Consider the following 26,413-nt stretch of genomic DNA (forward strand, 5'->3'; position numbering starts at 1 on the left):
TAGTCATGCCTGCCTGGCGAAGCGCAGGCGCGTTCGCTCAGGCGTGATGATGCAGCCAGGCATGCTTGGGGCGTTCCGGCGCAGGCTGACGCTTGCGCTCGAAACGCTGCCAGACCTTTTCGTGGAAGTAAAAGCCCACCGAATTGCACAGCGGTTCGATTGCCGCTACCAGGCTGCTGGCTGCAACGCTGCCGGTCAGTACGTAGGTGACGCCGAAGGCAATGCAGAAGTGCATGATGGTGAAGGTCAGTGTCTTGAGCATGATGCACCTCGTTGAGAATCATTTCGTCTTGTGGGAAGGCTATTCCTGTTCGTTCGGCTCGGGAAATGTGGCGTGTGCATGACCTTGATAGTCGCTCTAAATTGATTTTGTTCGCATAAAAGTAATTACCTATTTATTCGACTGGTGGGTCGCTGCGTTAAGGTGAGGCTCTATTTCGATGGAGCCAAACCATGCAAATCAGTGATATCCCCTTCGGTGTGACGGATTGGAGCGCGATGCCTGCTACCGAGCACCCGGGCGAGCGTGGCGTAGCGCGCTGGCGCACCTGCCAGTTCGGTGCGCTGCGGGTACGCATGGTCGAATATTCACCGGGCTATCTGGCTGACCACTGGTGCCATAAGGGGCACGTGTTGTTGTGCCTGGAGGGGGAGCTGATTACCGAGCTGGAAGATGGCCGGGTATTCGTGCTCAAGCCCGGTATGAGCTATCAGGTGGCCGATGGTGCTGAAGCGCATCGCTCCTCGACATCGGCTGGCGCGCGCTTGTTCGTGGTGGACTGAGTCGCGATGCTCTGGCGTATAGCTGCCGATGCGCTGGTGCTGGTGCACCTGGGCTTCATTTTGTTCGTGCTGCTCGGTGGCTTGCTGTTGCTGCGCTGGCCGCGCTTGCTCTGGCTGCACCTGCCCGCAGTGGCCTGGGGTATCGTCGTGGAGTGCCTGCATCTGGGTTGCCCGCTGACGCCCTGGGAAAATCAGTTGCGCCGAGCGGCGGGGCAAGCTGGATATGAGGGCGGCTTCATCGAGCATTACCTGATACCGCTGATCTACCCGGCCGGGCTCACGCCGCAAATCCAGCTCTGGCTGGGAGCCATCGTCGTGCTGGTGAACCTGGCCGTTTACGCCTGGCTGATCTGGCGCTGGCGCAGCGGGCCGCGCGCCTGATTAGCCCAGCCTATTCATAAGCCTGATGAAGGCTCGGACCCTTTATCTCCTTCGCTACACTGCAGCCATCGCAACCAAACAATGAAGGCAGGGCTGCTATGCAAAACCGCATGATGATCACTGGCGCGGGCTCCGGCCTGGGGCGCGAAATTGCCCTGCGTTGGGCACGCGAGGGCTGGCAATTGGCGCTGGCCGACGTCAACGAAGCCGGCCTGGCGGAAACCTTGGGGCTGGTGCGCGAAGCGGGCGGCGACGGCTTCACCCGTCGTTGCGACGTGCGCGACTACAGTCAGCTGACCGCCCTGGCGCAGGCCTGCGAAGAGCAGTTCGGCGGTATCGATGTCATCGTCAACAACGCTGGCGTCGCCTCCGGTGGTTTCTTCAGCGAGCTGTCGCTGGAGGACTGGGACTGGCAGATCTCGATCAACCTGATGGGCGTGGTCAAAGGCTGCAAGGCGTTCCTGCCGCTGCTGGAAAGGAGCAAGGGCAAGATCGTCAATATCGCCTCCATGGCCGCGCTGATGCAGGGGCCGGGCATGAGTAACTACAACGTGGCCAAGGCCGGCGTGGTGGCCTTGTCGGAAAGCCTGCTGGTGGAACTGCGCCAGCTGGAGATCGGCGTGCATGTGGTCTGCCCATCCTTCTTCCAGACCAACCTGCTGGACTCTTTCCGTGGCCCGACGCCAGCGATGAAGGCCCAGGTGGGCAAGTTGCTGGAAAGTTCGCCGATCACTGCGGCGAACATCGCTGACTATATCCACGATGAAATGGCCAAGGGCAGCTTCATGATCCTGCCGCATGAAATGGGCCGTATGGCCTGGGCAATCAAGCAGAAGAACCCGCAGGCGCTGTACGACGAGATGGCCAAGATGGCCGAAAAAATGCGCGGCAAGGCCAAATCCGCCAGCTGACCGATAAGTCAGTTATTCATGCCTGCAGGCTTGCCTGGCGCGGCCTGCAGGGGTAGGGTGGCCGCCCCGGCCTGCCTGCCGTCATGACCATGGAACATTTGTGAAACCAGTCCCTCGGGTCCTGCTACTAGTGGCCCTGGTGCTGGCGGCGATCAATTTGCGCCCCGGCATCACCTCCCTCGCACCGCTGATCGAGCGTATTGCCGCCGAGCTGTCCCTGAGCCGCAGTTTCATCAGCCTGACCACCGCCCTGCCGGTACTGTGCATGGGGCTGTTGGCGCCATTGGCGCCGCGCCTGGCCGTGCGCTGGGGGCTCGAACGCACCATCGTGCTCTGCCTCGGGCTGATCGGCCTGGCGCTGCTGGCGCGTCTGGCCGCGCATCAGAGTGCAGTGCTGATCGGCAGCGCCATCGCCTTGGGCGCAGGCATAGCGGTTGCCGGGCCGTTGCTATCGGGCTTCATCAAACGCCATTTCGCCAGCCAGATGGGGCGCGTGGTCGGCTGGTACTCGCTGGGCATGGCCATCGGCGGTGCCGGCGGTGCGGTGCTCACGGCGCCGGCTACCGCACTGTTCGGCGATGCCTGGCACCTGGGCCTGGCGGTGTGGGCCGCGCCGGCGTTGCTCGGCGTGATGCTCTGGTTGTGGTTGCCCAATCAGGTGGGCGCTGCCGAGGCGCAGGAGAGCGCCGGCCTGCCCTGGCGGCAGCCACGCGCCTGGCTGATCAGTTGCTTCTTCGCCATTCAGGCGGGGCTGTTCTATGCCATCGCGACCTGGGCCGTGGCGCGCTACCACGAAGCCGGGCTGAGCGTGCTGCGCAGTAACTCGCTGCTCAGCCTGGCCATGCTGATGGGGCTGCCCAGCTCCTTCCTGCTGCCCTGGCTGGCGCAGCGCTACAACGCCCGTTACCCGCTGCTGCTGGCTTGCGGCGCGGTTACCTGCGGTTGTCTGGCGATGGTCACCTTCATGCCGCGTTTCGTTCCGGAGCTCTGGGCGCTGATCCTGGGCTTTTCGCTGGGCGGCTCCTTCGCCCTGTCGCTGGTATTGCCGCTGTACGAAGCCGGCTCGCCGATGGCGGTCAGCCGCTGGACGGCGATGATGTTGTTCACCGGTTACTGCCTTGGCTGCCTGACGCCGATTCTGACCGGCCTGGCTCGCGATCTGTCCGGCAGCTACCGCCTGCCGTTCGCAGTGCTCACTGCGCTGGCGCTGGTGATGACGCTGGTGGCCTGGTTGCTGGGGCGTAGCAGGCGCAAGGCGCGCTGAAGAATTCGCTCCCGTTCCTTTCTTGCCCTGGCGTGCTGTGTTAGAAGGCTTGCTGCTTTTTCAGGAGTGCCGGTGTGGAGTCCGAATCCATCGTCTATGGCTGCATCCGCGACTGGCCCTCGGATGACCCCGAGCAGAGTCGTCTGCGCCGTGAAACCAACCATGGCGTGTTGGCCGAACTGCCCTCGGGCGATCTCTGGCCCTTTCTGGGGCGCGAGATGTTCTCTTTCTGCGAGCTGCCGGGGGCGGGCCTTTACCAGACCCAGGTAATCCACTTCGGCGCCAGCTACGGCGCAGTGGAGTATGAGTGGAACCTGTGGATCGAAGCCTTCGAGGCGCTACTCAAGCGCCTGTACTGGACCAGTGCCGTGGTGCATCTGGAAACCGAACTGAACGGCCTGCATACCTTTCGCTGGGAATCCGACAACGGCTTTCACAGCCCCCAGGAAGGTGCGCTGCGAGTGCGCTGTGCGTGGGAGCGAGAGGGAATGTTGCGTAGCTGAGACAGAGTTTTCGGTACAGCTATAAATGGCAGATACCGGCGCTGTCGCGGGCTGTCGAGGGCGCTCCCGCGTGGCAGGAGCGCCCTCGGTTTGGGTTACTGCTGAGCCCACTTGAGGAAGGCGCTGCGGCTTTCCGGCGTGAGCAGGTTCCACATCTGCTGCAGGGTGGTCAGGGTGGCGTCGTTATGCGGCAGGGCAGCGGCCTGGGCCGGAGCCGGAGTCAGAGCGACCGCCTGTGGTGCGGTCGCTGCGGTGGCACCCAGCGGTGCGACGTTGGTGGCCTGCGCAGCGACTTCGCTGGAGCCCATCAGTACGCTAAATGCCGAAACGTTGCGATTACCTGCTTCGGCGTCCTTGCGTTCGCCGGTGCGGGTGTTCACGGCCCAGGCCGGAAAGTCTTCTTCGAACTTCTGGGCTTCGGCCAGGTTGGCCGGACGCTTGAACTCCAGGCGCCACAGATCGCCGGGCTTGCCGTCGATGGTGAAGATGGCGGTGCGGCTGCGCACCACTTCGTGGCTCATGCCGCCGGCGATGTCGAAGCCGTTCTTGTAGAAAGCGTGGATCTGGTAAGCGCCCGGCTGCAGCAGCAGCTCCTTGTCGTTCAGGCCGGAAGCGGCAATGGCGGCGGAGTAGGGCTGGCCATTGATGCTGCGGATTTCCAGCTCGCCGGGTACGACCACGGTGAGGACCTGGTTCTGCGGCAGCGGTGCGCCGGAATACAGTTGGACTTTGGGTTGCTGGGCGCAGGCGGCCAGCAGGCCAGCCATGGCGATTACGAACAAGCGGCGCATGAAAACTCCTAAGTACGAAGGTCCGCCGATGCTCGGCGGGCTGGGGTCGATGACATTCCGGAAACAAGAATAAGACGGCCAGGTGTCAGTTAAATGACAAACCGGGCTGCCCCTCGCGGAGCAACCCGGTTTGTTTTATCTGTTCCGCAAGCGGGATCAGAAGTCGTAGCGCAGACCTACGGTGAAGCCGGCAGCTTTTTCGCCAGCGGCTTCGTTCACGCCGTTAACGATGGACTGGTTGCTCGGGGTAGCGGTACGCGACTGCATCCACGGCGAGTAGGCGACGTTGGAATCGTTGTCGACGACGGCGTAGTTGGCGTAGACGCGCACGGCCTTGTCCAGCTTGTGCTCGATACCCACGACCCACATGTCGGCATCGGAGTTGTCGGCGTCGCTGTCGTTGGTCATATAGGTGGCTTTCAGAGCGGTGTTCTTGGCAATCGCCAGTTCGCCACCGATGCCGTAGACGTCGAAGGTGCCGGCGTCGCGCTGAGCACTGGTGGTGCCGGATACACCTTCGAAATCGGTGCTCTGGTAGAAACCGACCAGCTTGAAGGCATCGGTCAGCTTGTAGGCAACGGCTGCGCGGACGGAGTCAGCCTTGCCACGCAGGGTGTCTTCTTCCACTTTCTCGTAGGCCAGGGAGGCTTCCAGCGGGCCGCCGATGTAGTTCAGCGAGGTGCTGAAGGCATCGCTGTCTTCGTTGTTGGCGGGGGTGTCGGTGATGTTCAGCGACTGGCCCTTGTACATCGAGTAGGCCACTTTAACGTTGAAGCCGTTGAAGTCCGGGGTGGTGTACTGGATGGTGTTGTCGTAACGCTCGTCCAGACGGCCGGCGGTGACGCGAGCCAGGTTGTTCATGTCGCCGACCTGGTCGCCGAACAGGTTGAACGGACCACGGGCTACCTTGAACGGGCTGTCGAAACGACCGACCTGGATGGCGCCGAAGTTGCTGCTCAGACCCACGAAGGTGTCGCGGGTGGCGAAGTCGGTACCGCCGCTCGAGGCGCCAGTGGTGAAGTTGATTTGTTGTTCGATCTGGAAGAACGCCTTCAGATCCGGGTTGATGGCGTGGTCGCCTTTGAAGCCCAGTCGCGAGGAGTTGCTCGACAGGTTGGTTTCGGAGTACTTGGCACCATCATCGAGGTAATCCACCGACACATGTGCACGGCCATAGACGGTCACGTCTGCCATTGCCACAGCCGGTACCGCCAGAGCAGCACCCACAGCAACCGCAATCAACTTCATCTTCATCGAAAAAACTCCTTCGTTTTATGAAACGCCGTCATTGCCTGTGGCATGACATCGTCTGTTTGGACGGAGGCGATTATGGAAATCCGATATGACAGAAGGCTTGCTGCCGTGTGACATTTTCGAGTCAGGGGAACTTTTTTAAAAACATATGCTTAGGAAGTTTTTTTGAATCTTTTAGGCTGTTTTTAAGGGGGTCGGAGAAGTCCCGCGGCGACTGTATAGGGGCATTGTTAAAGTTTCGAGAAAAGCGCAGCGTGGGCCACGTCCTGGATGAAATTTCGTCATGTTGCTCTCGCCCCGAGCGGATTCCTGTTCTATTGACGTGCTGATAACCTGATTCGCTCAGGGAGAACCCATCCCTTTCTGGAGTGCAGTTGTGACCTTGTTCGTTGCCGATTCGCTGTCCAGCGTTAGCGCAGGCCCATGGAATGCGTTGCTGACCGATTCACAACCTTTCCTGCGCCACGCCTTCCTCGCTGCGTTGGAGGAAAGCGGCAGTGTGGGTGGGCGCAGCGGCTGGCAGTCGGCGCACCGCCTCTGGCTCGATGATCAGGGCGGGGTCCGGGCTGCCATGCCGGCCTATCTCAAGCAGCACTCCTATGGCGAATACGTATTCGACCACGGCTGGGCAGACGCCTGCCGCCGTGCGGGCATTGCGTACTACCCCAAGCTGCTCGGGGCTGTACCCTTTTCACCCGTTAGCGGGGCACGCCTGCTGGGCGACGCGCAAAGCGCCGGCAGACTGCTCGATTCCCTGGCCGCGGGTCTCGCAGAGGAGGGCCTGTCGGGTCTGCACGTCAACTTCACCCGCCCCGCCTGCGATGAACTGTTCGAAGGGCGCGAGGGCTGGCTCGAGCGCCTCGGCTGCCAGTTCCACTGGCACAACCGCAGTTATCGCGATTTCCAGGACTTTCTCGATGCGCTCAGCTCGCGTAAGCGCAAGCAGATGCGCAAGGAGCGCGAGCAGGTCGCGGGGCAGGGCATCGATTTCGACTGGCGACGCGGCCATGAGTTGAGCGAGGCGGACTGGGACTTCGTCTACCACTGCTATGCCAACACTTATCATGTACGCGGCCAGGCACCCTATCTGACAAGGGAATTCTTCAGCCTGCTGGCCGAACGCATGCCGGAGATGATCCGCGTGGTGTTCGCGCGGCAGCAGGGGCGGCCGCTGGCCATGGCCTTTAGCCTGGTCGATGGCGAAACCTTCTACGGCCGCTACTGGGGCTGCCTGGCCGAGTTCGACCGCCTGCATTTTGAAACCTGCTTCTATCAGGGCATGGAGCTGGCCATCGCCGAAGGTTTGCAACGCTTCGACGCCGGGGCCCAGGGGGAGCACAAACTGATACGCGGTTTCGAGCCGGTCATCACCCGTTCGTGGCATTATCTCTGTCACCCAGGGTTGTATGCTGCAGTCGCCGAGTTTCTCGAACAGGAGCGCTCTGGCGTGCGGGCTTACGCGGAACAGGCGCGCGGTTATCTGCCTTTTCGCCAGGCCAGTGGGGACTGATCGAGCGATCAGGTTATCGTGCTGGCGCCGAAACAGCTGTTTGCCGGAAGTTCCCCGTGTCGGAGATTTCTGCAAAAACTCCAGAGCTTTCAGCAAGAAGCCCGTTCACCTCTGCCACTAAATTCCGCCCTTCACTTTCGTTACGACCGTTTTGTCTGCGCCGATTGGTCAGACCAGCTTTGCTGGGCTAGACCGATAATAGACGTGCATGCAGCCGAAGTAGGGTGGTAACGCGATTCGGTGGCCGCAGGCGTAAGCCAGGGAGGTCAGGGAAAGTGCTCAGGCACTTGCCGATGCAGTGACGAAGTGGTGGAGATTTTCACTGCGCCGGTATCTGTCCCTGATCGTGCTCGCCAGGCATCGGTGTGACGAGGAAAGAAACCGGAGCCCCGTATCCGCGAACGCGGGTGCGCTTTGCCAAGCCGGGCACGGTGCCCAAGAACAACAAACGAGAGGGGAGCCCCCCAAATGACAGCTAGTACTCCAATGCTCGTCACCTTCGTGGTGTACATCGCAGCCATGGTGCTGATCGGCTTGATCGCCTATCTGCGTACCAAGAACCTTTCCGACTACATTCTCGGTGGCCGCAGCCTCGGTAGCTTCGTTACCGCGCTGTCCGCCGGCGCTTCCGACATGAGTGGCTGGCTGCTGATGGGCCTGCCGGGCGCGATTTTCGTCGCCGGCATCTCCGAAAGCTGGATCGCCATCGGCCTGGTGGCGGGTGCCTACCTCAACTGGCTGTTCGTTGCCGGCCGTCTGCGCGTGCAAACCGAGCACAACGGCAATGCCTTGACCCTGCCGGACTACTTCACCAACCGTTTCGAAGACAACAGCCGCATCCTGCGCATCTTTTCGGCGCTGGTGATCCTGGTGTTCTTCACCATCTACTGCGCCTCCGGCGTGGTAGCCGGTGCCCGCCTGTTCGAGAGCACCTTCGGCATGTCCTACGAGACCGCACTGTGGGCCGGCGCCGCTGCGACGATCGCCTACACCTTCATCGGGGGCTTCCTGGCAGTGAGCTGGACCGATACCGTGCAGGCCACGCTGATGATCTTCGCGCTGATCCTGACCCCGGTGGTGGTGATGATCGCCACCGGCGGTTTCGATCCGGCCATGGCTGCCATCGAGGCGGTCGATCCTACCAACTTCGACATGCTCAAGGGCGCGACCTTCGTCGGCGTGATCTCGCTGATGGCCTGGGGCCTGGGCTACTTCGGCCAGCCGCACATCCTGGCGCGCTTCATGGCCGCCGATTCGGTCAAGTCGATCCCGGCTGCGCGCCGCATCTCCATGACCTGGATGGTCCTGACCCTGGCCGGCGCGGTTGCCGTAGGCTTCTTCGGCATCGCCTACTTCTCGGCGCACCCGGAAGTCGCCGGCCCGGTCGGCGAGAACCCGGAGCGCGTGTTCATCGAACTGGCCAAGCTGCTGTTCAACCCGTGGATCGCCGGCATCCTGCTGTCCGCCATTCTGGCTGCGGTGATGAGCACCCTGAGCTGCCAGCTGCTGGTGTGCTCCAGTGCGCTGACCGAGGACTTCTACAAGGCCTTCCTGCGCAAGGGTGCCTCGCAGACCGAACTGGTCTGGGTCGGTCGTGGCATGGTGCTGCTGGTGGCGCTGGTCGCCATCGCTCTGGCTGCCAATCCGGACAACCGTGTACTCGGCCTGGTGTCCTACGCCTGGGCCGGCTTCGGCGCCGCGTTCGGGCCGGTGGTCATCCTGTCCCTGCTGTGGAAGGGCATGACCCGCAACGGCGCGCTGGCCGGTATGCTGGTCGGCGCCACCACCGTAATCGTGTGGAAGAACTGGATTGGTCTGGGTCTGTACGAGATCATTCCGGGCTTCATCCTCGCCACCCTGGCCATCGTCATCTTCAGCCGTATCGGTCAAGCGCCGAGCCCGTCGATGCTGAGCCGCTTCGACAAGGCCGAGAGCGAATACAAGTCGGCCTGACCTTGCCGGCTTGACTCGAAGGCGATGACTACCAGGTAGTCATCGCCTTTTTCGTTTGCGGCTCTAAGATATGCCTACCATTTTCGACGGATGCTCTCATGACCAGCAATGATCCACTCCACGGCCTGACCTTACAGGCGATTCTCACCGCGCTGGAGGAGCGCATCGGCTGGGAGGGGCTGGCCCGAGAGGTCGATGTGCGCTGTTTCAAGCATGAGCCGAGCACCAAGTCGAGCCTGACCTTTCTGCGCAAGACGCCCTGGGCGCGGGCCAAGGTCGAACAGCTCTACCTGCAGCAATTCAAGTCCTGAAATCGCGCGGGTCAGTTGATCTCCAGCCCCAGCGCCTGCAACGCCTGTCGGTAGCTGTTACCGGCCATGCGCAGGCCGTTGTTGTGGTTGGCGCCCTCGATCAGCAGCAACTGCTTCGGCTCGCTGGCCGCATCGAACAGCGCTTCACTGAAGCGTGAGGGCACGTAGCGGTCGTTGCGCCCATGCGCGATCAGCACCGGGATGCCGACCTCGCCGATCTTGCTCAGCGAATCGAACTCCTGAGACAGCAGCCAGCGAACCGGCAGCGAGGTGTTGGCCACTGCGGCGGCCACATCGCCCAGATTGGTGAAGCTGGATTCGACGATCAGGCCGGCGGCCTGCGCTCGATCTTCGCCCGCCAGTTCGTGCGCCAGATTGACGGCTACCGCGCCGCCAAGCGAATGGCCATAGATGAAGCGTTTGTCCGCTTCGGGCTGCAGGCGAGCCAGGTGTTCCCAGGCAATCAGCGAGTCCTGATAGACGCTGCGCTCGGAGGGCAGGGCGCCACGGCTCTGGCCGAAGCCGCGATAATCCACCGCCAGTACCGAGAAGCCCATGGCGTGCAACTGCTCGATGCGAAACAGCTGGCCTGTCAGGTTCCAGCGCGAGCCATGCAGATAGAGCAGCGCCGGGGCATCCTTGCGGGCTGCCGGCCACCACCAGGCGTGCAGGCTTTCATCGGCGCCCAGGTTCGGCGATTGCAGTTGCACGTCCTCGATGCCGGTGGGCAGGCCACTGAACCAGCGGGCGGTACCGGGCTCGATGCGAAACACCAACTCGCGCTCGGTCTGCTCCAGTTTGGCGCAGCCAACGGGTATCAGCACCAGCAGGCAGGCCATCACGATCAGGCTCAGGCGACGGCGGCGTAGCAGGGCAAACCAGGATGAGCGCATCGGGGATACTCATGAACAGCAACGAATGATGCAGCGATGGACTGCACAACCGATGCCGGGTTTCGCCAGTCGCCGGCCGCTGTGGTTACCGGGTATTACCGCCTGCTGATCTGCACCGGACTCAGCGCCGTATCGCAGAGCGTGGCGCTACCCGGTTCGAGATAGGGCGCGAGTATCGGCGCCATGCCCTTGAGCACCTGTACCGGCAACGCCGAGGTGAAGGTGAAACGCTCGGCCTCACGCCCCGGTACGAAAGCGGTGAGGGTGCCGTAGTGCCGCGGGCCGAGAAAGAACACGAAGGTGGCCGTGCGGTTCATCGCCCTGGAGCTAATCACCCGGCCGCCTGCACCGACGCTTTCGATGCGATTGTCGCCGGTACCGGTCTTGCCGCCGAGCGTCAGGCTCTGGCCGTCTTGCAACTGGAAACTGCCCTGCAGGCGCCGCGCGGTACCGCCTTCGACGACCTGGGAAAGGGCGTTGCGCAGCGCCGCGGCGACTTCCGACTGCATCACCCGCTTGCCACCATGAATATCGCGCTCGACCCGCGTTTCGTAAGGCGTGTCGGCGGCGAAGTGCAGCTCGTCGATGCGCAGTACCGGCTGCCGGATACCGTCGTTCTGGATGATGCCCATCAGTTCGGCGAGCGCTGCCGGCCGGTCACCGGAGCTGCCCAAGGCGGTGGCCAGCGATGGAACCAGATGCTGGAAGGGGTAGCCGAGGTTCTTCCAGCGCCGGTGGATGTCGGAGAAGGCTTCGACTTCCAGCATGATGCGGATGCGGCTGTCACGCGCGCTCTTGTGCCGGCTGCGGAACAGCCAGCCGTAGACTTCCTGACGCTCGTCGACGCTGGCGGCTACGGCGTCGTTGAAGTTCGCCTGCGGATTGTCGATCAGGTAACCCAGCAACCACAGTTCCAGCGGGTGAACGCGGGCAATGTAGCCCTGATCCGGTAGGCTGTAGGCTCCGGGGCCGTAATTCTTGTAGAGGCGAGCGATCCGTTGGTCGCTGAGTTTTTCCTGCGGCAGCTGCGCGCGCAGGAATGTGGCAAAAGCTTCCTCGTCGGCCTGCGGCAGCAGATAACGATGCACGGCGCCCAGGCGCACCGAGGTCTGGCGCAGGCCGCTGATGAAGGTCTCCAGGCGCTGCTGCTCTGCCTGGCCTTGGTACTTGCGCCAGAAGCGCAGCAGGAAGGTGCGCCCCTCGCGGTCGGCGAAGCGCTGCAGGTATTCCTGACGGCGCGGATCCTTGTCGTCCTTGAGCAATTCGGCGCTGCTTTGGTAGCTGCTGTAGCGCACCAGGTCGCGCATCAGACGTACGAAGGGCAGGTTGATCGACTCGCGCAACGACTCGCGCAGGGTCGGGTTACGGCCGTTGTCCTCGCGGCGGAAGTTGCCGAAGATATGCAGCCCGCCGCCGGTGAAGAAGCGCTCATGTGGGCTGGCCGAATAGCGCCGTTCCAGCGCGGCTTCGAGCATGCTGGCCAGGCCAGCGCCAGGGTTGGCCTGCAGATAGGAGATGGCCCAGCGGCTGAGGTAATCCTGCTCGGCGATTTCCACCTGGCGCAGCTCGGCCGGGCTCTTGTCGGCGTGGCGCTGATGCAGCTCGGCGATGATTTCCAGATAGGTGGCCAGCACTCGCAGTTTGGCGGTAGAGCCGAGCTCCAGCTTGCTGCCTTCGTTGATGTCGAAAGGCTGGTCGGTGCTGTCGGTCTGCACCCGCACCCGGCTGCCTGTCGGCGTGCGTTCGAACAGGGTGAAGCTGTAGCGCACTTCAGCAGTCTTCTGCGGCGACAGCAGGCGTTCGCCGAACAGGCCGATCTGCCCGGCGAATTCCGGATTCGCCAGGTCCTGCAGGTAGGTGCTGACCTGCTGCTGCAGATCGCGCTGCAGGGTGCTGCGCGCAGCCAGATCGAGGCGATCGAGGTCGTAGAACGGCATGCCCAGCAGGTTGGACAGGCGTGAGCGCGCCACGCTTATGCCTTTGTCGCTTTCCACCGCACGCAGGTTGGGTTCCTGTTGCCAGTCGCGATATTGCAGTTTCTGCGCGAGGGCCGCGTCGCGCAGGTCGGCATCGATCAGGCCGCCGCCGGCGAGCAGACGAATATGGCTTTCGGTCAGCGACTCCATGTCGTGTCGCCCTTGCGCGAGGTAATAGGAGGGCCGGCGTTGGGCGATCATCAACGACAGCATCTGCCGTAGGGCCAGGCCACGCTCGGCTAGGCTGGCGTCGGGCGAGCGGCGCGGATCGAGCAGGGCGTTGCTGCGCTCGAAGTCGGCGCCGTACCAGATGCGCAGGCCATCGGCCAGGCCGTGCACCTCACCGTGGCCGGGCGCGGCGGACAGCGGCACGCTGTTGAGGTAGTCGCGGACGATGCGCTGGCGCGCCTCCAGTGTCTGCGGCCCGTGCTGGTAGGCGCGCACGCTGGCGGACAGCATCTGCCGCAGTTTTTCCCCGGCAGACAGTGTCAGCCCGTCTGGCGAGTGGCGGTACTTCTCCAGCTGAGTGGCCAGGGTGCTGCCGCCAGCGGACTGGTCCTGCACGTCGAGCATCTTGCCGAGTTGCGATAGCGCCGCCATGGCGAAGCGCGGCCAGTCCACCGCCGGGTTGGCCAGCGGCTGCGACGGGTCGAGCAGGTGGCGGTTCTCGATGAACAGCAGGCTGTTGACCACCAGTGGCGGGATGCTGGCGAAGTCGGCGTAGCCCTGCTGCGGGTAGCGAAACTCGTAGTAGGGCGTGCCGCGGCAGTCGCTGATGGTCAGGCCGCTCTGGCTCTTCTCGGTAAAGGGTGGGAACAGGCCGCGGCGACTGTAGGCCATCAGCTCGTCGGAGAAACGCGCCTGCTCGGTGATCTGGTGATCGCGCTGCTGCAGGCGCTCCAGCATCAGTGGCAGGTAGGCATAGCCCTGGCGTTTGTCGAAGGGGCCATCGCTCGGGTACAGGATGTTTTCGCTGGGGCCGGGTTCGACCTGATAGGTGAGGCTTGCGGCATAGCGGCTTAGTTCGCGCGACTGGAAATGTGCGCTGCGCGATTCGAACACCAGCAGCGCGGTGCCAGCCAGCACCAGCGATACCAGCAGCAAATACAGGCTCAGACGCCAGTGACGCCCTGCCGAAGCCGGCTTTCGCTGAGCTTGTGCGCTGGCCGATGAGGCCAGTTCACGCTGCTGCGAATTCACTTGCCATGATGCGCCCATAAATCACCGGCCTGGTCTGTCAGCATCATATAAACCGCGAGATTGCCTCTTGCCGGAAGCTGACCCTGGGTCGGCTGGGCTGCGGTCGTCTCGTCTGCCTCACTATCAGCGTAGACGCTGGCGCGGCGTCTGGCTGGCGCTTTTTGCAGGTTGCGCGGCTTTTACCTCGATTGCGAGCAGGCCTGCTAGACTCGCAGGATTGCATCGATGCAGGGAATCGGCATGCAGCGCGACCATCGTGAACAGCTTCAGCAAAGCTGGCAGGCCAACGCCGATGCCTGGGCTGCCGCAGTGCGCGAACAGCGTATCGAAAGCCGGCGCCTGGTCACCGATGCGGCCATCATCCAGGCCGTTCTGGCGCTGCAACCCAAGCGAGTGCTGGATATTGGTTGCGGCGAGGGCTGGCTGTGCCGTGGTCTGGCCGAGCATGGCATCGAGCCGGTCGGGGTGGACGCCTCTGCGCCGCTGATCGAAGCAGCCCGCGCAGCGTGCGACGGGCGCAGCCAGTACCGCGTCTGTGGGTATGCCGAGCTTGAGGCGCATGCCGAGCAACTTGGGCGTTTCGAGGTGCTGGTGTGCAATTTCGCCCTGTTCGAGGAGCCGCTGCAGCCGTTCCTGCGCAGCCTGCACGCGTTGCTCGCACCTGGTGGCAGCCTGTTGATCCAGACCCTGCATCCCTGGCGCGCCAGCCATGGCGAGCCCTATCAGGACGGTTGGCGGGTCGAGGATTTCGTCGGTTTCGGCGAGGGTTTTCAGGCGCCCATGCCCTGGTTCTTCCGCACCCTCCAGTCCTGGCTGTCGCTGATCGGTGAGACCGGCTGGCGGCTCGAATGGCTGCAGGAGCCGCTGCATCCCGAGAGCGTGCAGCCGGTGTCCTTGCTGTTGTTGCTCAAGCCACTCTGATCATGCAACTGCTGCTCAACCTCGACGTTCCCGATCTGCCGGCCGCGGTGGCCTTCTATCAGCAGGGTCTTGGCTTAAGCGTGGGGCGCGTGCTGTTCGACGGCTCGGTGGTCGAGATGCTCGGCGCAGCCGTACCGCTCTATTTGCTGCACAAGGTGGCCGCCACTCGACCCTGCCCAGAGGCAGACGTGCAGCGCGACTATCGCCGGCACTGGATGCCGCTGCACCTGGATCTGGTCGTCGCTGACCTCGACGCTGCGCTGGCTCGGGCACTGGGTGCAGGCGCACAGCAGGAAGGTGAAATCCATGAATATGACTGGGGGCGCCTGGCCACGCTGAGTGATCCCTTCGGTCACGGGCTGTGCCTGCTGCAATGGCGTGGCGAGGGATATGACCTGGTCACAACCCATGGGGGAGCTATCGATGCGCAGAATTGAGTTGGCAGGCACACAGGTGCCGGTGATCGGCCAGGGGACCTGGCGTATGGGCGAGGACGAGCGCCAGCGTACGCGTGAAGTCGCGGCGTTGCGTGAGGGGCTCGATCTCGGTCTGAGTCTGATCGATACCGCCGAAATGTATGGCGAGGGCGGCGCGGAGCAGGTGGTGGGCGAGGCCATCACCGGGCGTCGGGACGAGGTGTTTCTGGTCAGCAAGGTCTATCCGCACAACGCCAGCGTGGAAGGTGTTCAGGCGGCCTGTGAGCGCAGTCTGAAGCGCCTGGGTTGCGAGCGCATCGACCTGTACCTGTTGCACTGGCGCGGCCGCTATCCGCTGGCGGAAACCGTCGAAGGTTTCGAGCGCCTGCGTGAACAGGGCAAGATTGGCGCCTGGGGCGTCTCCAACTTCGACCTGGACGATCTGCTCGAGCTGGATCAGCCAGCGTGCCGGACCAACCAGGTGCTGTACAACCTGGAGGCGCGCGGCATCGAGTATGACCTGCTGCCCTGGCAACAGCGCGCCGGCATGCCGCTGATGGCCTATTGTCCGCTGAGCCAGGCGGGCGCCTTGCTGCATGAACCCGTGCTGCGACAGGTGGCTGAGCGGCATGGGGCTACGCCGGCGCAGATTGCGCTGGCCTGGACGCTCAGGCAAGACGGCGTGATTGCGATTCCCAAGGCCGTAGGCAGCGCGCACCTGCGCGACAACGCCGCGGCGGCTGCCATCATCTTGAGTGCGGACGACCTGGCCTTGCTCGATGCGGCCTTTGCGCCGCCACGTGGCAAGCGGCCGCTGGAGATGGTCTGAAAGGGCGCTACTGATCGTAAAGCGACAGGATGTCGTTTGGAATCAGTTGGCCGGATCGGCAGCCAGGCGTCCGGCGTCCTTGAGCAGCGCCTTGAGGAAGGCGTCCTGTAACTCGGGGTCGTTGCGCGTCAGCTCGATCAGGCTCTGTTCCAGCTCGCTGGCTTCCTCCTCCAGGTCGAGATCGGACAGGCGCTTGACCCGGTGCACCCATTGGGCCACGTCGTCGCCTTCGAGGTCGTCGAAGATCAGGTCATGCGCTTCATGCAGCTTGCCGCGAAGAGTGTGGCTGACCATCAGCGTCGTTTCGGCACGTGCGACATCATCGCCAAGGCGGTCTTCCACGCTTAGCTGCAGCATGTTCAGACGGGTGATGTCCTGCTCGGTGAACGGGCTGTCCAGCAGATTGAGGCGCAGCACACCGGTGCTGTCGGTGAGCAGCTCGAACTGCTGATCGCCCGTCCTGACCTGAACCGGGCGTTCGGCCCAGGGCAGGTTGATGTATTCCATGCGGCGATCGCGCTGAACCTCGTCGATGCTGGCGAGGTTCTGTTCGGCACGACCATTGGACTCGACGTTCATGAACGGGTTGAGGCCGGCCATGCCGTAGCTGATCCAGTCGCGGGTCGCGGTTTCCGGCAAGCTGCCGAGCAACACCACGTTGAGGATGTTCGCGCCGACACCGGCAACCACCGCGACCGCCCCCATCGGCACTTCATAGATCTCGCGCCAGGGCTGGTAAGGGGTGTAGCGGTCGTAGCGGCGGGTCACCTCGAAAGCCGTGACCTCGAAGCTCTTCTGGTCATGCACACGAATACGCCGTTGCGGCAGCTCCAATACCTTGGGCTCGCCGGCATCGATCTGCAGCTGGTGATCCAGCAGTTTGCGTTCGACGCGCTCCTCATGCTCGCTGCGTTGCGGCAGCTGGTTGGCGCAGCCGCTGAGGAAGACGGCGCCGCACAGGGCGGCGCCGATGAGGCAAAGGTTGCTGCTCGTGTACATGATGTCTCGGTAGGGCGTGATCAGCGACTGATACGGGCTTGCAGGAAGGACAGTATCTCGGCCAGCGGTACGGCTTGCGCTTCGGTCTCGGCACGGCTCTTGTACTCGAGGTTGCCCTCGGCCAGTCCACGGTCGCTGACCACCACGCGGTGCGGGATACCGATCAGCTCCATATCGGCGAACTTGATGCCGGGGCTGGTTTTCTTGTCGCGATCGTCCAGTAGCACCTCGAAGCCGGCTGCAGTGAGCTCGGCGTAGAGCTTGTCGGTGGCCTCGCGGACCTGCTCGGTTTCGTAGCGCAGCGGCACCAGGGCGATGTGGAACGGCGCCAGGGCATCGTTCCAGCGGATACCGCGCTCGTCGAAATTCTGTTCGATGGCCGCAGCCACCACGCGCGATACGCCGATGCCGTAGCAGCCCATGGTCAGGGTGACGGGCTTGCCGTTCTCGCCGAGAACCTGGCAGTTCATCGCCTCGCTGTACTTGGTGCCGAGCTGGAAGATATGGCCAACCTCGATACCGCGCTTGATCACCAGCGTGCCCTGGCCGTCCGGGCTGGGGTCGCCTTCGACGACATTGCGCAGATCGGCCACGGTCGGAACCGGCAGATCACGCTCCCAGTTGACGCCGAAATAGTGCTTGTCATCGATGTTGGCACCGATGGCGAAGTCGCTCATCAGCTCCACGGAGCGGTCGATGATCACCGGCAGCGGCAGGTTCAGCGGGCCGAGAGAGCCGGCGCCTGCACCGATGGCGGCACGCAGCTCGGCATCGGTGGCCATGGTCAGCGGATTGGCGACCTGCTCCAGATTGGCGGCCTTGATCTCGTTGAGCTCGTGATCGCCACGCACCACCAGCGCGATCAGCTTGCCTTCTTCGGCAGCATGAACGATCAGGGTCTTGATGGTCTTCTCGATCGGCAGGTTGAAGCCTTCGACCAGAGCAGCGATGGTTTTCGCGTCGGGGGTATCGACCAGGCGCAGCTCTTCGCTCGGCGCAGGGCGCTCTTTCTCGCGCGGCAGGGCTTCGGCCTTCTCGATATTGGCAGCGTAATCGGAGCTGTCGCTGAAGGCGATATCGTCTTCGCCGGAGTCGGCCAGCACATGGAATTCATGCGAGCCGGTACCGCCGATGGAGCCGGTATCGGCTTGTACCGGGCGGAAATTCAGGCCCAGGCGGGTAAACACGTTGCAGTACGCCTGGTGCATGCGGTCATAGGTTTCCTGCAGGGAAGCCTGGTCGGCATGGAAGGAGTAGGCGTCCTTCATGATGAACTCGCGACCGCGCATCAGGCCGAAGCGCGGACGGATCTCGTCACGGAATTTGGTCTGGATCTGGTAGAAGTTGATCGGCAGCTGCTTGTAGCTATTCAGCTCGTTGCGGGCCAGTTCGGTGATCACTTCCTCATGGGTCGGGCCGACGCAGAATTCGCGATCATGGCGATCCTTCACACGCAGCAACTCGGGGCCGTACTGCACCCAGCGGCCGGATTCCTGCCACAGCTCGGCCGGCTGGATGGCGGGCATCAGCACTTCCAGCGCGCCGGCGGCGTTCATCTCCTCGCGCACCACGGTCTCGACCTTGCGCAGCACGCGCAGGCCCATCGGCAGCCAGGTGTACAGGCCGGAGGCCAGCTTGCGGATCATGCCGGCACGCAGCATCAGCTGGTGGCTGATCACCACGGCATCGGAAGGGTTTTCTTTCAGGGTCGAGAGCAGGAACTGACTGGTACGCATGTTTGGCCGTTCTGTCGGTTGCTAGGGCTTGGAATAGGCCGGCATTGTACGGTGCCTATACAGTGGCGTACAGGCGTGGCGCGGGGCTACGAGCGCTGCTGCGTTCACCAGGAGGAATAATAGTGGGGCTGACTGCGCTTGAAGTCCAAACCCTGATTCGGGGTGGGCTGCCGATGGCCGAGGACATCGATCTGCGGATCGACCGGCTCGACGAGAAGGGCGTGCTAGCGCGGGTGCCCTTTCACGCCAAACTGGTGCGCCCGGGCGGGACGCTGTCCGGTCCAACCATCATGGCGCTGGGTGATGCAGCGATGTATGCGGTGGTGCTGGGGCGCCTGGGGCGGGTAGAGATGGCAGTGACGTCCAATCTCAATATCAACTTTTTGATCAAACCCAAACCGGTCGATTTGTTGGCCGAAGCGCGCATATTGCGGTTGAGTCGGCGTCAGGCTGTTTGCGAAGTTTCGTTATATTCGGATGGAAATGAGAATGAGTTGGTTGCGCATGTAACGGGAACTTACGCTTTGCCTCTCTAAATTGCTGAAGCGTAAATAAAGAAACCCGGCCTTGGCCGGGTTTCTCTGTGCTGCTAATCGAGTAGCGCTGAAGTTACAGAACGCTCAACGGGTATTCGACGATCAGGCGCAGGTCGTTGTTGTCTGAACCGTTGACCGAGTTGTACGCACTGTTGGCACGCCAGATGGCGCTACGAAGGCGGAACGACAGGTCTTTGGCGGCACCATCCTGAACGACGTACTTAGTTTCGAAGTTGAACTCGTGTTCTTTACCTTCGTCAGCGAAACCTACAACGTCGATATTGTCGCCGTAGATATAGCGAGTCATGAAGCTCAGACCCGGTACGCCATACTCGGCCATGTTCAGGTCGTAGCGAGCCTGCCAGGAGCGTTCGTCCTTGCCATTGAAGTCGGAGTATTGCACGGAGTTGGCCAGCCAGACGGTACCGCCGCCGTCTACGCCGTATTCATAGCCACGATCACCGCTCGAGCGCTGGTGGGCCAGGGTGAAAGTGTGGGCGCCCAGCGAGTAGGCAACTGCAAGACTCCAGATGGTGTTGTCTTGGTCGCTAGCAGTATTGGTGTAGGTCTTGTCGTAGTCGGTCTTGTAGACGTTGAAATCGAAGTTCAGAGCCTGCTCTTCGGCCAGAGACAGGTTGTAGTTGACGTTGCCGTAGTACTTCTTCCAGTAGTCCTCTACATCGGAGGCGTGGAATGCTGCACTCAGGTCATCGGTGAACGAGTAGGAAGCACCCACGATATTGGCGTACTTCAGGCCAGCTTCACCTTTGCCGTTGATGTCATCGCGGCTGGTGCCGGTCTGGCTGCTCATGGCGGTGAAGCGACCGGCGCTCAGTTCCAGGCCTTCAATTTCGTTACTTACCAGATAGGTACCGGTGGTGACTTCTGGCAGGATGCGGCTATCGTCGGTGGAGAATACCGGGCTGGCGGTGAACTGACTGCCATACTTCAGAACAGTGTCGGAAATACGCAGCTTGACAGCGCCACCAACCTCGGTCTGAGTATCGTCGCCACGACCGTCATCGGTCTGGGCGAACTGGCCAGTGCCGTAGCGACCGCGACCGCTGTCGAGCTTGATGCTGCTCAGGGAGTGAGCGTCGAAACCTACGCCTACGGTACCTTGGGTGAAGCCGGATTGGTACAGCAGGCGAATGCCCAGGCCGGTCTCTTCGCGATAACCTGCCGGATTGGCAGAAGTGCTTGCACCGTTCGAGGCGCCATTCTTGAAATCGCGGTTCATGTACAGAACGCGGTTGAAGATGTCGAAGCTGCTGTCTTCGAGGAAGCCGTTCGACTCGGACTGGCTGGACGCCACGGCCATTTGGCTGGTGCCCGCGGCTACTGCCAGGGCGATTACGCTCCACTTCATCACTTGCATCGTGATTGCTCCTTGGGTTTGGAAGAGTTGCGCTGCCCACTGTTTTTTTATATGGGCGGCTCTTTCTTTTTGTGTCGGCGCTAACTTATAGCACGCAGCCAATGTTGGCGATAGTTGCAGTCTATTCGTTGCGGCTTCGTTCATGCTTGTGTCGCATCGCGTGAGGAGGAATGTCGCAAATCTATAGCTCTGCACTTGCGTTTCGTTGCACCAACGTCTCCGCGGTTCTCGAGTGCCAAAGACCGCTGTTATTGGTCGACTGCACGGCTTGCCGGGCATTGCTCTCACAGATAGCAAAAGTCATGCTCAAAATCTGCTTCTCACTCTAAAACCTTGATTTTCGAGCGCAGAACAACTCGTTCTGCCGCGCAAATGCTGCCCTTGGCGCGAGTTTTCGAGGGGGTGATGGGGGCTGTGCAGGCTGCGGCCAGAGTGCTCTGTCAGTAAGCTGCCTGTCGCTTCGTCGGTAACGCTCGGCGCCGCCCCATTACGGGAAGAAACAAAATGGTGCACGCCTGCGGTGCGTGTGCGCCTGGCCTGCCTTGGGTTGGTGCGCGTTCGTCGGGTGATTTGTTCGCTGAGCCCGCGTATGCTGCGCGCCATTGCGTCGGTCCTCGCGGACCTACGCTTTGACGATCTGTATTGAAGGAGGAGCGCGCGATGTTCACCCTGGATTCACGGCTGCGGCAGGATTGCCTGCTGGTCGGGGAGTTTCCCCTCTGCCACCTGCTGCTGATGAATGACGCCAGCTACCCCTGGTTCATCCTCGTGCCCCGGCGTGCAGAGGTTAGCGAACTGTTCCAGCTCGATGCGCTTGACCAGCGTCAGCTCTGGCATGAAACCGCCTTGCTGGCCGAAACCCTCAAGGACACTTTTGCTGCCGACAAGATGAACGTGGCTACGCTGGGTAACGTAGTCAGCCAGTTGCACATGCATGTGATCGTGCGCCGTCGTGACGACGCCTCCTGGCCCGCGCCGGTCTGGGGTCGCCACCCTGCGCAGCCTTATTCCGAGCAGCAGGTGGTGCAGATCATCGACATGCTGCGTCTGGTGCTGATCAAGGATTTTCAATTCGCCGGAGCGTTCGCATGAGCCTGGAGTCGCGGATCATGGAGCTGGAAAGCCGCCTGGCCTTTCAGGATGACACCATTCAGGCGTTGAGCGATGAGCTGGTCGAGCAGAACCGCCGCATCGAGCGGATGCAATTGCAATTGGCTGCTATGGCGCGTCGTCAGGAAGAGTTCAATGGGCTCGCGGGGATTGCCCAGGACGAAGCGCCACCACCGCACTATTGATACGAAAAAGCCCGGTTTCCCGGGCTTTTTCTTGCGTGCCGCTCAGCGTCGTGAGGGCGCTGCCGCAATCACATCTTCCGCCTGCAGGCCCTTGTCACGCTGCATGACGGAGAACTCCACGCGTTGACCTTCGATCAATACGCGATGACCCTCGCCGCGAATGGCACGAAAGTGCACGAAGATGTCTTCGCCCGAGTCTCGGGAAATGAAGCCGAACCCCTTTGATGTGTTGAACCACTTGACCGTCCCGGTCTCGCGATCTTCCTGAGGTGTGCTGGAACTGGTTTGCGCAAAAGGCTGCTGTTCTTTGGTCTGCGGTTGTGCGCGCAGCTGGGCGGCAAGGCTCAGTAGCACGGCGACGACCGAGGTCAGCAAAGGCAGCCAGATAGCCGGCTGGCCACCGATGCTGGGTAGCGGTGCGAGCAGGATCAGGCTCTGGACCACGGCAGCCAGGATCAGCAAAGCCGAGGACAGGCCCAGCAACTGCTGGCGTGTGGCTGCTGCATTCTGCTGCTGTGCGGCGGCGAGCAGGTTCAGCAGGCCGGTCAGGGCCAGGTAGATGGCATCCGGGGTGCTCAGGAACGAAGTGGAAATACCGGGTACGGCGGACAGCAGCAGGGCGGCGAACCCTGTCACGAGATGGGCAATCTTCAACATCTTCGACGAACTCACTGATTGAATGATGACTCAAGGTGTTGCGGAGGGAGCGCGCTTCACTGGTGGCCAGCTGAACGGCCATAACGCGCGCCGCTATACAGGTTGGCGACGCCGCGGGATGGTAACGCGGCGTGCGAAGCTATTTAACAGCAAAGGCAGGGGCTTCTCAAATCAAGCGGTTAGCATCTTTTCGCTGGTGATCGGATGGACCTGATTGCGGCCAGCGCGCTTGGCCTGATAGAGCGCGTCATCGGCGCGGGTCAGCAGCGATTCGAAGGTGTCGCCAGTTTCGGCCATGGCGCAGCCAAAGGAGGCGGTGATGCTGTCCAGAATCTGGTCGGTGCGGCGCACCTTGACTCTCAGGGACTGGATCTTGTTGCGCAGTTGTTCGGCGAAACCTACAACCTCGCTGAGGTGGGGGCAGTTGCGCAGTACCACGCAAAACTCTTCGCCGCCGTAGCGCGCAGCAAAGGCCTCCGGCGGCAGCAGGTCGCGCAACAGTTGGCCGACGTGTTGCAGCACGCGATCACCCAGCGGGTGACCGTACTGGTCGTTGAACTGCTTGAAGTGGTCGATATCCAGAATCACCAGAGCCAGGCCCTGTTGTGATTCGTGCAGGGCGCGTTCCAGCAGACGAGTGAAGGCATGGCGGTTGAACACGCGGGTCAGGCTATCGAGCGTGGCTGCCAGATGGGCACGCTCCAATTGGCTGCGTAGATGGGTAATTTCCTGTTGTGCGGTGCGCAGACGATAGAGAAATTTTTCCTGCTGATCCTGCATCAGCTGGGTGCTTTCCTGCAGTTCGCTGAGCACGCTGGGCAGGTCGTCGATGATAGGCTCCTGCAGGGCATTCAGGCCTGGCTCAGGCTCTGCTGGTAGTGCTGGCTGCCAATCACGCTGCGTGAAACGTCGTCTTCGATATCGTCGACCAGTTCGATGACCTGTTGCTGACCGGCGCGTGCCTCATCCAGTTCGCCACGGATGATGTAGTCGCGAAACAGCCGGCTGGCGGTTTCCGGAGGAAACACGTCGAAGTCTTCGACCACCTTGTCCATGCGGCGGTTGAGTTCTGGCTCGCTGCCTCGGCTGTAGGTGTACCACAGTGCGTAATGCACCGGATTGGGCGGGATGTCGTGGCGCATCATCAAGGGGACGGCCTGTTTCAGGAGCTCGGCCGCCTTGCGGGTTTCCTCCGGATACAGTTCGATGATGCTGGGCGGTTTGTTGGCTTGACTCATGGATGTCGACAACTCGATGGCGAATGGCCAGAGCATAGATCAGAGCGGGGTGGCCTGCCTAATGAAAAGGCCCGGATAACCGGGCCTTCGAGCATCTCAAGCTGCAAGCAGACTGCGCAGCATCCAGGCGGTTTTCTCATGCACCTGCATGCGCTGGGTCAACAGGTCCGCAGTGGGCTCGTCGCTGACCTTGTCCAGCAGCGGGAAAATGCCGCGGGCGGTGCGCACGACCGCTTCCTGACCTTGCACCAGTTGCTTGATCATTTCCTCGGCGCTGGGCACGCCTTCCTCTTCCTTGATCGAGGACAGGCGCGCGTAAGCGGCATAAGTCCCCGGAGCAGGGAAGCCCAGAGCACGGATACGTTCGGCGATTGCGTCAACCGCCAGGGCGAGTTCGGTGTACTGACCTTCGAACATCAGGTGCAGGGTGTTGAACATCGGGCCGGTAACGTTCCAGTGGAAGTTATGGGTTTTGAGGTACAGCGTGTAGGTGTCGGCCAGCAGGCGCGAGAGGCCTTCGGCGATGGCGGCGCGATCCTGTTCGGCGATTCCGATATTGATTTCCATGGCTTGTCTCCTTTCAGGTGAGCCCGGGGTTTCTATCCCGCAGTGTTGGGCAGAGCCTAGCACGCAGCGCGACGGGATGATCTTGGCTTATATCAATTAAAGCGATGTTTAGAGACTATCGATAACGCTCGGTTCACCCGGTTCCCGGCAATTGTTCGCGGCAGGGGTAGTAGCTCGGCTGCGTCATGACGATTTACGCTATATAATCCCGCTCTTTATCGAAGCGCGGCGTGCTGTTGGGCCTGTGCCGCGGTGTGGCTCCTGCCCATGGTGCTGGGGGCTACCTGACCTATCCAAGACCTTAGAGAAGCGAAACACGATCATGATGCGCAGCCACTATTGCGGCCAACTGAACGAGAGCCTGGATGGCCAGGAAATCACCCTTTGCGGCTGGGTACACCGTCGCCGCGACCATGGCGGGGTGATCTTCCTCGATATTCGTGATCGTGAAGGCCTGGCTCAGGTGGTGTTCGATCCGGATCGTGCCGAAACCTTCGCCAAGGCTGACCGCGTGCGCAGCGAATACGTGGTCAAGATCACCGGTAAGGTGCGTCTGCGTCCTGAAGGCGCGCGCAACGCCAACATGGCCAGCGGCGCCATCGAGGTGCTGGGTTACGAGCTGGACGTGCTCAACGAAGCGGAAACCCCGCCGTTCCCGCTCAACGAATATTCCGACGTCGGTGAGGAAACCCGCCTGCGTTATCGCTTCATCGACCTACGCCGTCCGGAAATGGCCGAGAAGCTCAAGCTGCGTTCGCGCATCACCTCGAGCATCCGACGCTATCTGGATGACAACGGCTTCCTCGACGTCGAGACGCCGATCCTGACCCGCGCCACGCCGGAAGGCGCACGCGATTATCTGGTGCCGAGCCGCACTCATCCCGGCAGCTTCTTCGCCCTGCCGCAATCGCCGCAGCTGTTCAAGCAACTGCTGATGGTGGCCGGCTTCGACCGCTACTACCAGATCGCCAAGTGCTTCCGCGACGAAGACCTGCGTGCCGACCGTCAGCCGGAATTCACCCAGATCGACATCGAGACCAGCTTCCTCGATGAAAAAGACATCATGGACATCACCGAGACCATGGTGCGCAACCTGTTCAAGGAAGTGCTGGACGTCGAGTTCGGCGAGTTGCCGCACATGACCCTGGCCGAAGCCATGCGCCGCTTCGGTTCGGACAAGCCGGACCTGCGTATCCCGCTGGAGCTGGTGGACGTGGAAGATCAGCTCAAGGACGTCGAATTCAAGGTCTTCGCGGGACCTGCCAACGACCCGAAATGCCGCGTCACTGCGTTGCGGGTACCGGGCGGGGCGAGCATGCCGCGCAAGCAGATCGACGACTACACCAAATTCGTCGGCATCTATGGCGCCAAGGGCCTGGCCTACATCAAGGTCAACGAGCGTGCCGCCGGTGTCGAAGGTCTGCAGTCGCCGATCGTCAAGAACATCCCGCTAGAAAACATCAATGTCATCCTCGACCGTGTTGGCGCTGTCGATGGCGATATCGTGTTCTTCGGCGCCGACAAGGCCAAGATCGTTTCCGAAGCCCTGGGCGCGCTGCGCATCAAGCTGGGCCATGACCTGAATCTGTTCACCTGCGAGTGGGCGCCGCTGTGGGTCGTCGACTTCCCGATGTTCGAAGAGAACGACGATGGCAGCCTGACCGCAATGCACCACCCCTTCACCTCGCCGAAGTGCACCCCGGAGGAGCTGGAGGCCAACCCGGCTACCGCGCTGTCGCGTGCCTACGACATGGTGCTCAACGGTACCGAGCTGGGTGGCGGTTCGATCCGTATCCATGACAAGGCCATGCAGCAGACCGTGTTCCGCGTGCTTGGCATCAGTGAAGACGAGCAGCAGGAGAAGTTCGGCTTCCTGCTCGATGCGCTGAAGTACGGCGCGCCGCCCCACGGTGGCCTGGCCTTCGGCCTGGATCGCCTGGTGATGCTGATGACCGGTGCGCAGTCGATCCGTGAAGTGATCGCCTTCCCGAAAACCCAGAGCGCGGCCTGCGTCATGACTCAGGCGCCGGGCATCGTTGACAACAAGTCGCTGCGCGAGCTGCATATCCGCCTGCGTGAGCAAGCCAAGGCCGAATAAGCCTGCAAAAGAA

Annotated in this window: 24 protein-coding genes and 3 pseudogenes; 15 read left to right on the forward strand and 12 right to left on the reverse strand. The window is 62.0% G+C overall.

The genetic code is table 11. The annotated features are described in order from the left end of the window. Window positions 1-37: 37 nt before the first annotated feature. Window positions 38-262 carry a DUF2061 domain-containing protein gene (locus tag B3P22_RS20985; RefSeq protein WP_275546939.1) on the reverse strand — a complete coding sequence of 75 codons (225 nt, stop codon included), beginning with the start codon at window positions 260-262 and terminating at the stop codon, window positions 38-40. Between the two features lie 191 nt (window positions 263-453). Between B3P22_RS20985 and B3P22_RS20990 the strand changes: the two genes are divergently transcribed. From B3P22_RS20990 to B3P22_RS21010, 5 genes are all read left to right on the forward strand, one after another. Further along, the gene (locus tag B3P22_RS20990) at window positions 454-783 is read left to right on the forward strand and encodes a DHCW motif cupin fold protein (protein WP_296272420.1); all 330 of its coding nucleotides are present in this window, start codon (window positions 454-456) and stop codon (window positions 781-783) included. 6 nt (window positions 784-789) lie between these two features. After that, window positions 790-1,164: a DUF2784 domain-containing protein gene (locus B3P22_RS20995; RefSeq protein ID WP_296272421.1), complete on the forward strand. Its 375-nt coding sequence runs from the start codon at window positions 790-792 to the stop codon at window positions 1,162-1,164. A 98-nt stretch (window positions 1,165-1,262) separates the two neighbouring features. Beyond that, window positions 1,263-2,075, forward strand: a complete 813-nt coding sequence (locus tag B3P22_RS21000; RefSeq protein WP_296272422.1) for an SDR family oxidoreductase — start codon at window positions 1,263-1,265, stop codon at window positions 2,073-2,075. 100 nt (window positions 2,076-2,175) lie between these two features. Next, window positions 2,176-3,339 carry a CynX/NimT family MFS transporter gene (locus tag B3P22_RS21005; RefSeq protein WP_296272423.1) on the forward strand — a complete coding sequence of 388 codons (1,164 nt, stop codon included), beginning with the start codon at window positions 2,176-2,178 and terminating at the stop codon, window positions 3,337-3,339. 74 nt (window positions 3,340-3,413) lie between these two features. Next, window positions 3,414-3,842, forward strand: coding sequence for a hypothetical protein (locus tag B3P22_RS21010; RefSeq protein WP_197855095.1), 429 nt, complete (start codon window positions 3,414-3,416; stop codon window positions 3,840-3,842). Window positions 3,843-3,937: 95 nt separating this feature from the next. Here B3P22_RS21010 and B3P22_RS21015 read toward each other — a convergent pair whose 3' ends face one another. Together B3P22_RS21015 and B3P22_RS21020 are read right to left on the reverse strand one after the other, a co-directional pair. Next, entirely contained in the window at window positions 3,938-4,633 is a 696-nt protein-coding gene (locus B3P22_RS21015; RefSeq protein WP_296272424.1) for a DUF2057 family protein, read from the reverse strand. 156 nt (window positions 4,634-4,789) lie between these two features. Further along, on the reverse strand, window positions 4,790-5,887 hold the full coding sequence (locus B3P22_RS21020) for a porin (protein WP_296272425.1): 1,098 nt from the start codon (window positions 5,885-5,887) through the stop codon (window positions 4,790-4,792). Between the two features lie 376 nt (window positions 5,888-6,263). On the opposite strand from B3P22_RS21020, the gene B3P22_RS21025 reads away from it, so the two are divergent. From B3P22_RS21025 to B3P22_RS21035, 3 genes are all read left to right on the forward strand, one after another. Then, a complete protein-coding gene (locus B3P22_RS21025) occupies window positions 6,264-7,397 on the forward strand; it encodes a GNAT family N-acetyltransferase (RefSeq protein ID WP_296272426.1) in 1,134 nt (377 codons plus the stop codon). Between the two features lie 468 nt (window positions 7,398-7,865). After that, a complete protein-coding gene (putP, locus tag B3P22_RS21030) occupies window positions 7,866-9,350 on the forward strand; it encodes a sodium/proline symporter PutP (RefSeq protein WP_197855101.1) in 1,485 nt (494 codons plus the stop codon). Between the two features lie 98 nt (window positions 9,351-9,448). Further along, window positions 9,449-9,661, forward strand: coding sequence for a VF530 family protein (locus B3P22_RS21035; protein WP_296272427.1), 213 nt, complete (start codon window positions 9,449-9,451; stop codon window positions 9,659-9,661). Between the two features lie 11 nt (window positions 9,662-9,672). On the opposite strand, the gene B3P22_RS21040 is transcribed toward B3P22_RS21035, so the two are convergent. Continuing rightward, window positions 9,673-10,554 carry an alpha/beta hydrolase gene (locus B3P22_RS21040; protein ID WP_296272428.1) on the reverse strand — a complete coding sequence of 294 codons (882 nt, stop codon included), beginning with the start codon at window positions 10,552-10,554 and terminating at the stop codon, window positions 9,673-9,675. Between the two features lie 95 nt (window positions 10,555-10,649). Beyond that, a complete protein-coding gene (locus B3P22_RS21045; RefSeq protein ID WP_296272429.1) occupies window positions 10,650-13,748 on the reverse strand; it encodes a transglycosylase domain-containing protein in 3,099 nt (1,032 codons plus the stop codon). 222 nt (window positions 13,749-13,970) lie between these two features. Here B3P22_RS21045 and B3P22_RS21050 point away from each other — a divergent pair, with 222 nt between their 5' ends. Genes B3P22_RS21050 through B3P22_RS21060 form a run of 3 tightly spaced genes read left to right on the forward strand, consistent with a single transcriptional unit; the run spans window position 13,971 to window position 15,896 of the window. Further along, on the forward strand, window positions 13,971-14,651 hold the full coding sequence (locus B3P22_RS21050) for a class I SAM-dependent methyltransferase (RefSeq protein ID WP_275547010.1): 681 nt from the start codon (window positions 13,971-13,973) through the stop codon (window positions 14,649-14,651). A 2-nt stretch (window positions 14,652-14,653) separates the two neighbouring features. Further along, window positions 14,654-15,088: a VOC family protein gene (locus tag B3P22_RS21055; protein WP_296272430.1), complete on the forward strand. Its 435-nt coding sequence runs from the start codon at window positions 14,654-14,656 to the stop codon at window positions 15,086-15,088. After that, the gene (locus B3P22_RS21060; protein ID WP_296272431.1) at window positions 15,075-15,896 is read left to right on the forward strand and encodes an aldo/keto reductase; all 822 of its coding nucleotides are present in this window, start codon (window positions 15,075-15,077) and stop codon (window positions 15,894-15,896) included. Before B3P22_RS21055 ends, B3P22_RS21060 begins: the two co-directional genes overlap by 14 nt. Window positions 15,897-15,938: 42 nt before the next feature. Here B3P22_RS21060 and B3P22_RS21065 read toward each other — a convergent pair whose 3' ends face one another. Both B3P22_RS21065 and B3P22_RS21070 read right to left on the reverse strand, forming a co-directional pair. Further along, window positions 15,939-16,895, reverse strand: a complete 957-nt coding sequence (locus B3P22_RS21065) for a hypothetical protein (RefSeq protein ID WP_296272432.1) — start codon at window positions 16,893-16,895, stop codon at window positions 15,939-15,941. A 20-nt stretch (window positions 16,896-16,915) separates the two neighbouring features. After that, window positions 16,916-18,631, reverse strand: a complete 1,716-nt coding sequence (locus B3P22_RS21070) for a proline--tRNA ligase (protein WP_296272433.1) — start codon at window positions 18,629-18,631, stop codon at window positions 16,916-16,918. Between the two features lie 128 nt (window positions 18,632-18,759). Here B3P22_RS21070 and B3P22_RS21075 point away from each other — a divergent pair, with 128 nt between their 5' ends. After that, on the forward strand, window positions 18,760-19,167 hold the full coding sequence (locus tag B3P22_RS21075; protein WP_296272443.1) for a PaaI family thioesterase: 408 nt from the start codon (window positions 18,760-18,762) through the stop codon (window positions 19,165-19,167). A gap of 73 nt (window positions 19,168-19,240) precedes the next feature. Here the strand turns inward: B3P22_RS21075 and B3P22_RS21080 are convergent, their stop codons facing one another. Further along, the gene (locus B3P22_RS21080; protein ID WP_275546930.1) at window positions 19,241-20,545 is read right to left on the reverse strand and encodes an OprD family porin; all 1,305 of its coding nucleotides are present in this window, start codon (window positions 20,543-20,545) and stop codon (window positions 19,241-19,243) included. Between the two features lie 660 nt (window positions 20,546-21,205). Here B3P22_RS21080 and B3P22_RS21085 point away from each other — a divergent pair. Next, window positions 21,206-21,637, forward strand: coding sequence for an HIT family protein (locus tag B3P22_RS21085; RefSeq protein WP_296272434.1), 432 nt, complete (start codon window positions 21,206-21,208; stop codon window positions 21,635-21,637). Next, a complete protein-coding gene (locus B3P22_RS21090) occupies window positions 21,634-21,840 on the forward strand; it encodes a SlyX family protein (RefSeq protein WP_296272435.1) in 207 nt (68 codons plus the stop codon). Before B3P22_RS21085 ends, B3P22_RS21090 begins: the two co-directional genes overlap by 4 nt. Window positions 21,841-21,882: 42 nt before the next feature. Here B3P22_RS21090 and B3P22_RS21095 read toward each other — a convergent pair. From B3P22_RS21095 to B3P22_RS21110, 4 genes and pseudogenes are all read right to left on the reverse strand, one after another. Next, window positions 21,883-22,101, reverse strand: a pseudogene (locus B3P22_RS21095) (cold-shock protein); the annotation flags it as partial. 87 nt (window positions 22,102-22,188) lie between these two features. After that, window positions 22,189-22,497 (reverse strand): annotated as a pseudogene (locus tag B3P22_RS21100) (cold shock domain-containing protein membrane protein); the annotation flags it as partial. A 171-nt stretch (window positions 22,498-22,668) separates the two neighbouring features. Then, a pseudogene (locus tag B3P22_RS21105) lies at window positions 22,669-23,735 on the reverse strand (GGDEF domain-containing protein). 96 nt (window positions 23,736-23,831) lie between these two features. Beyond that, window positions 23,832-24,302, reverse strand: coding sequence for a Dps family protein (locus B3P22_RS21110; RefSeq protein ID WP_090433838.1), 471 nt, complete (start codon window positions 24,300-24,302; stop codon window positions 23,832-23,834). A gap of 322 nt (window positions 24,303-24,624) precedes the next feature. Here B3P22_RS21110 and aspS point away from each other — a divergent pair, with 322 nt between their 5' ends. Beyond that, window positions 24,625-26,400, forward strand: a complete 1,776-nt coding sequence (aspS, locus tag B3P22_RS21115; RefSeq protein WP_296272436.1) for an aspartate--tRNA ligase — start codon at window positions 24,625-24,627, stop codon at window positions 26,398-26,400. Window positions 26,401-26,413 lie beyond the last annotated feature (13 nt).

Origin of the sequence: Pseudomonas sp. UBA6323 (genome assembly GCF_002439135.1) — a bacterium.
Lineage (GTDB): Bacteria > Pseudomonadota > Gammaproteobacteria > Pseudomonadales > Pseudomonadaceae > Aquipseudomonas.

Bases quoted from the DNA above. Each gene is read 5' to 3' on its own strand.
- B3P22_RS20985 (WP_275546939.1), bottom strand. From the start codon at position 262: ATGCTCAAGACACTGACCTTCACCATCATGCACTTCTGCATTGCCTTC.
- B3P22_RS20990 (WP_296272420.1), top strand. From the start codon at position 454: ATGCAAATCAGTGATATCCCCTTCGGTGTGACGGATTGGAGCGCGATG.
- B3P22_RS20995 (WP_296272421.1), top strand. From the start codon at position 790: ATGCTCTGGCGTATAGCTGCCGATGCGCTGGTGCTGGTGCACCTGGGC.
- B3P22_RS21000 (WP_296272422.1), top strand. From the start codon at position 1,263: ATGCAAAACCGCATGATGATCACTGGCGCGGGCTCCGGCCTGGGGCGC.
- B3P22_RS21015 (WP_296272424.1), bottom strand. From the start codon at position 4,633: ATGCGCCGCTTGTTCGTAATCGCCATGGCTGGCCTGCTGGCCGCCTGC.
- B3P22_RS21020 (WP_296272425.1), bottom strand. From the start codon at position 5,887: ATGAAGATGAAGTTGATTGCGGTTGCTGTGGGTGCTGCTCTGGCGGTA.
- putP (WP_197855101.1), top strand. From the start codon at position 7,866: ATGACAGCTAGTACTCCAATGCTCGTCACCTTCGTGGTGTACATCGCA.
- B3P22_RS21035 (WP_296272427.1), top strand. From the start codon at position 9,449: ATGACCAGCAATGATCCACTCCACGGCCTGACCTTACAGGCGATTCTC.
- B3P22_RS21040 (WP_296272428.1), bottom strand. From the start codon at position 10,554: ATGCGCTCATCCTGGTTTGCCCTGCTACGCCGCCGTCGCCTGAGCCTG.
- B3P22_RS21045 (WP_296272429.1), bottom strand. From the start codon at position 13,748: ATGGGCGCATCATGGCAAGTGAATTCGCAGCAGCGTGAACTGGCCTCA.
- B3P22_RS21050 (WP_275547010.1), top strand. From the start codon at position 13,971: ATGCAGCGCGACCATCGTGAACAGCTTCAGCAAAGCTGGCAGGCCAAC.
- B3P22_RS21055 (WP_296272430.1), top strand. From the start codon at position 14,654: ATGCAACTGCTGCTCAACCTCGACGTTCCCGATCTGCCGGCCGCGGTG.
- B3P22_RS21060 (WP_296272431.1), top strand. From the start codon at position 15,075: ATGCGCAGAATTGAGTTGGCAGGCACACAGGTGCCGGTGATCGGCCAG.
- B3P22_RS21065 (WP_296272432.1), bottom strand. From the start codon at position 16,895: ATGTACACGAGCAGCAACCTTTGCCTCATCGGCGCCGCCCTGTGCGGC.
- B3P22_RS21070 (WP_296272433.1), bottom strand. From the start codon at position 18,631: ATGCGTACCAGTCAGTTCCTGCTCTCGACCCTGAAAGAAAACCCTTCC.
- B3P22_RS21080 (WP_275546930.1), bottom strand. From the start codon at position 20,545: ATGCAAGTGATGAAGTGGAGCGTAATCGCCCTGGCAGTAGCCGCGGGC.
- B3P22_RS21085 (WP_296272434.1), top strand. From the start codon at position 21,206: ATGTTCACCCTGGATTCACGGCTGCGGCAGGATTGCCTGCTGGTCGGG.
- B3P22_RS21090 (WP_296272435.1), top strand. From the start codon at position 21,634: ATGAGCCTGGAGTCGCGGATCATGGAGCTGGAAAGCCGCCTGGCCTTT.
- B3P22_RS21110 (WP_090433838.1), bottom strand. From the start codon at position 24,302: ATGGAAATCAATATCGGAATCGCCGAACAGGATCGCGCCGCCATCGCC.
- aspS (WP_296272436.1), top strand. From the start codon at position 24,625: ATGATGCGCAGCCACTATTGCGGCCAACTGAACGAGAGCCTGGATGGC.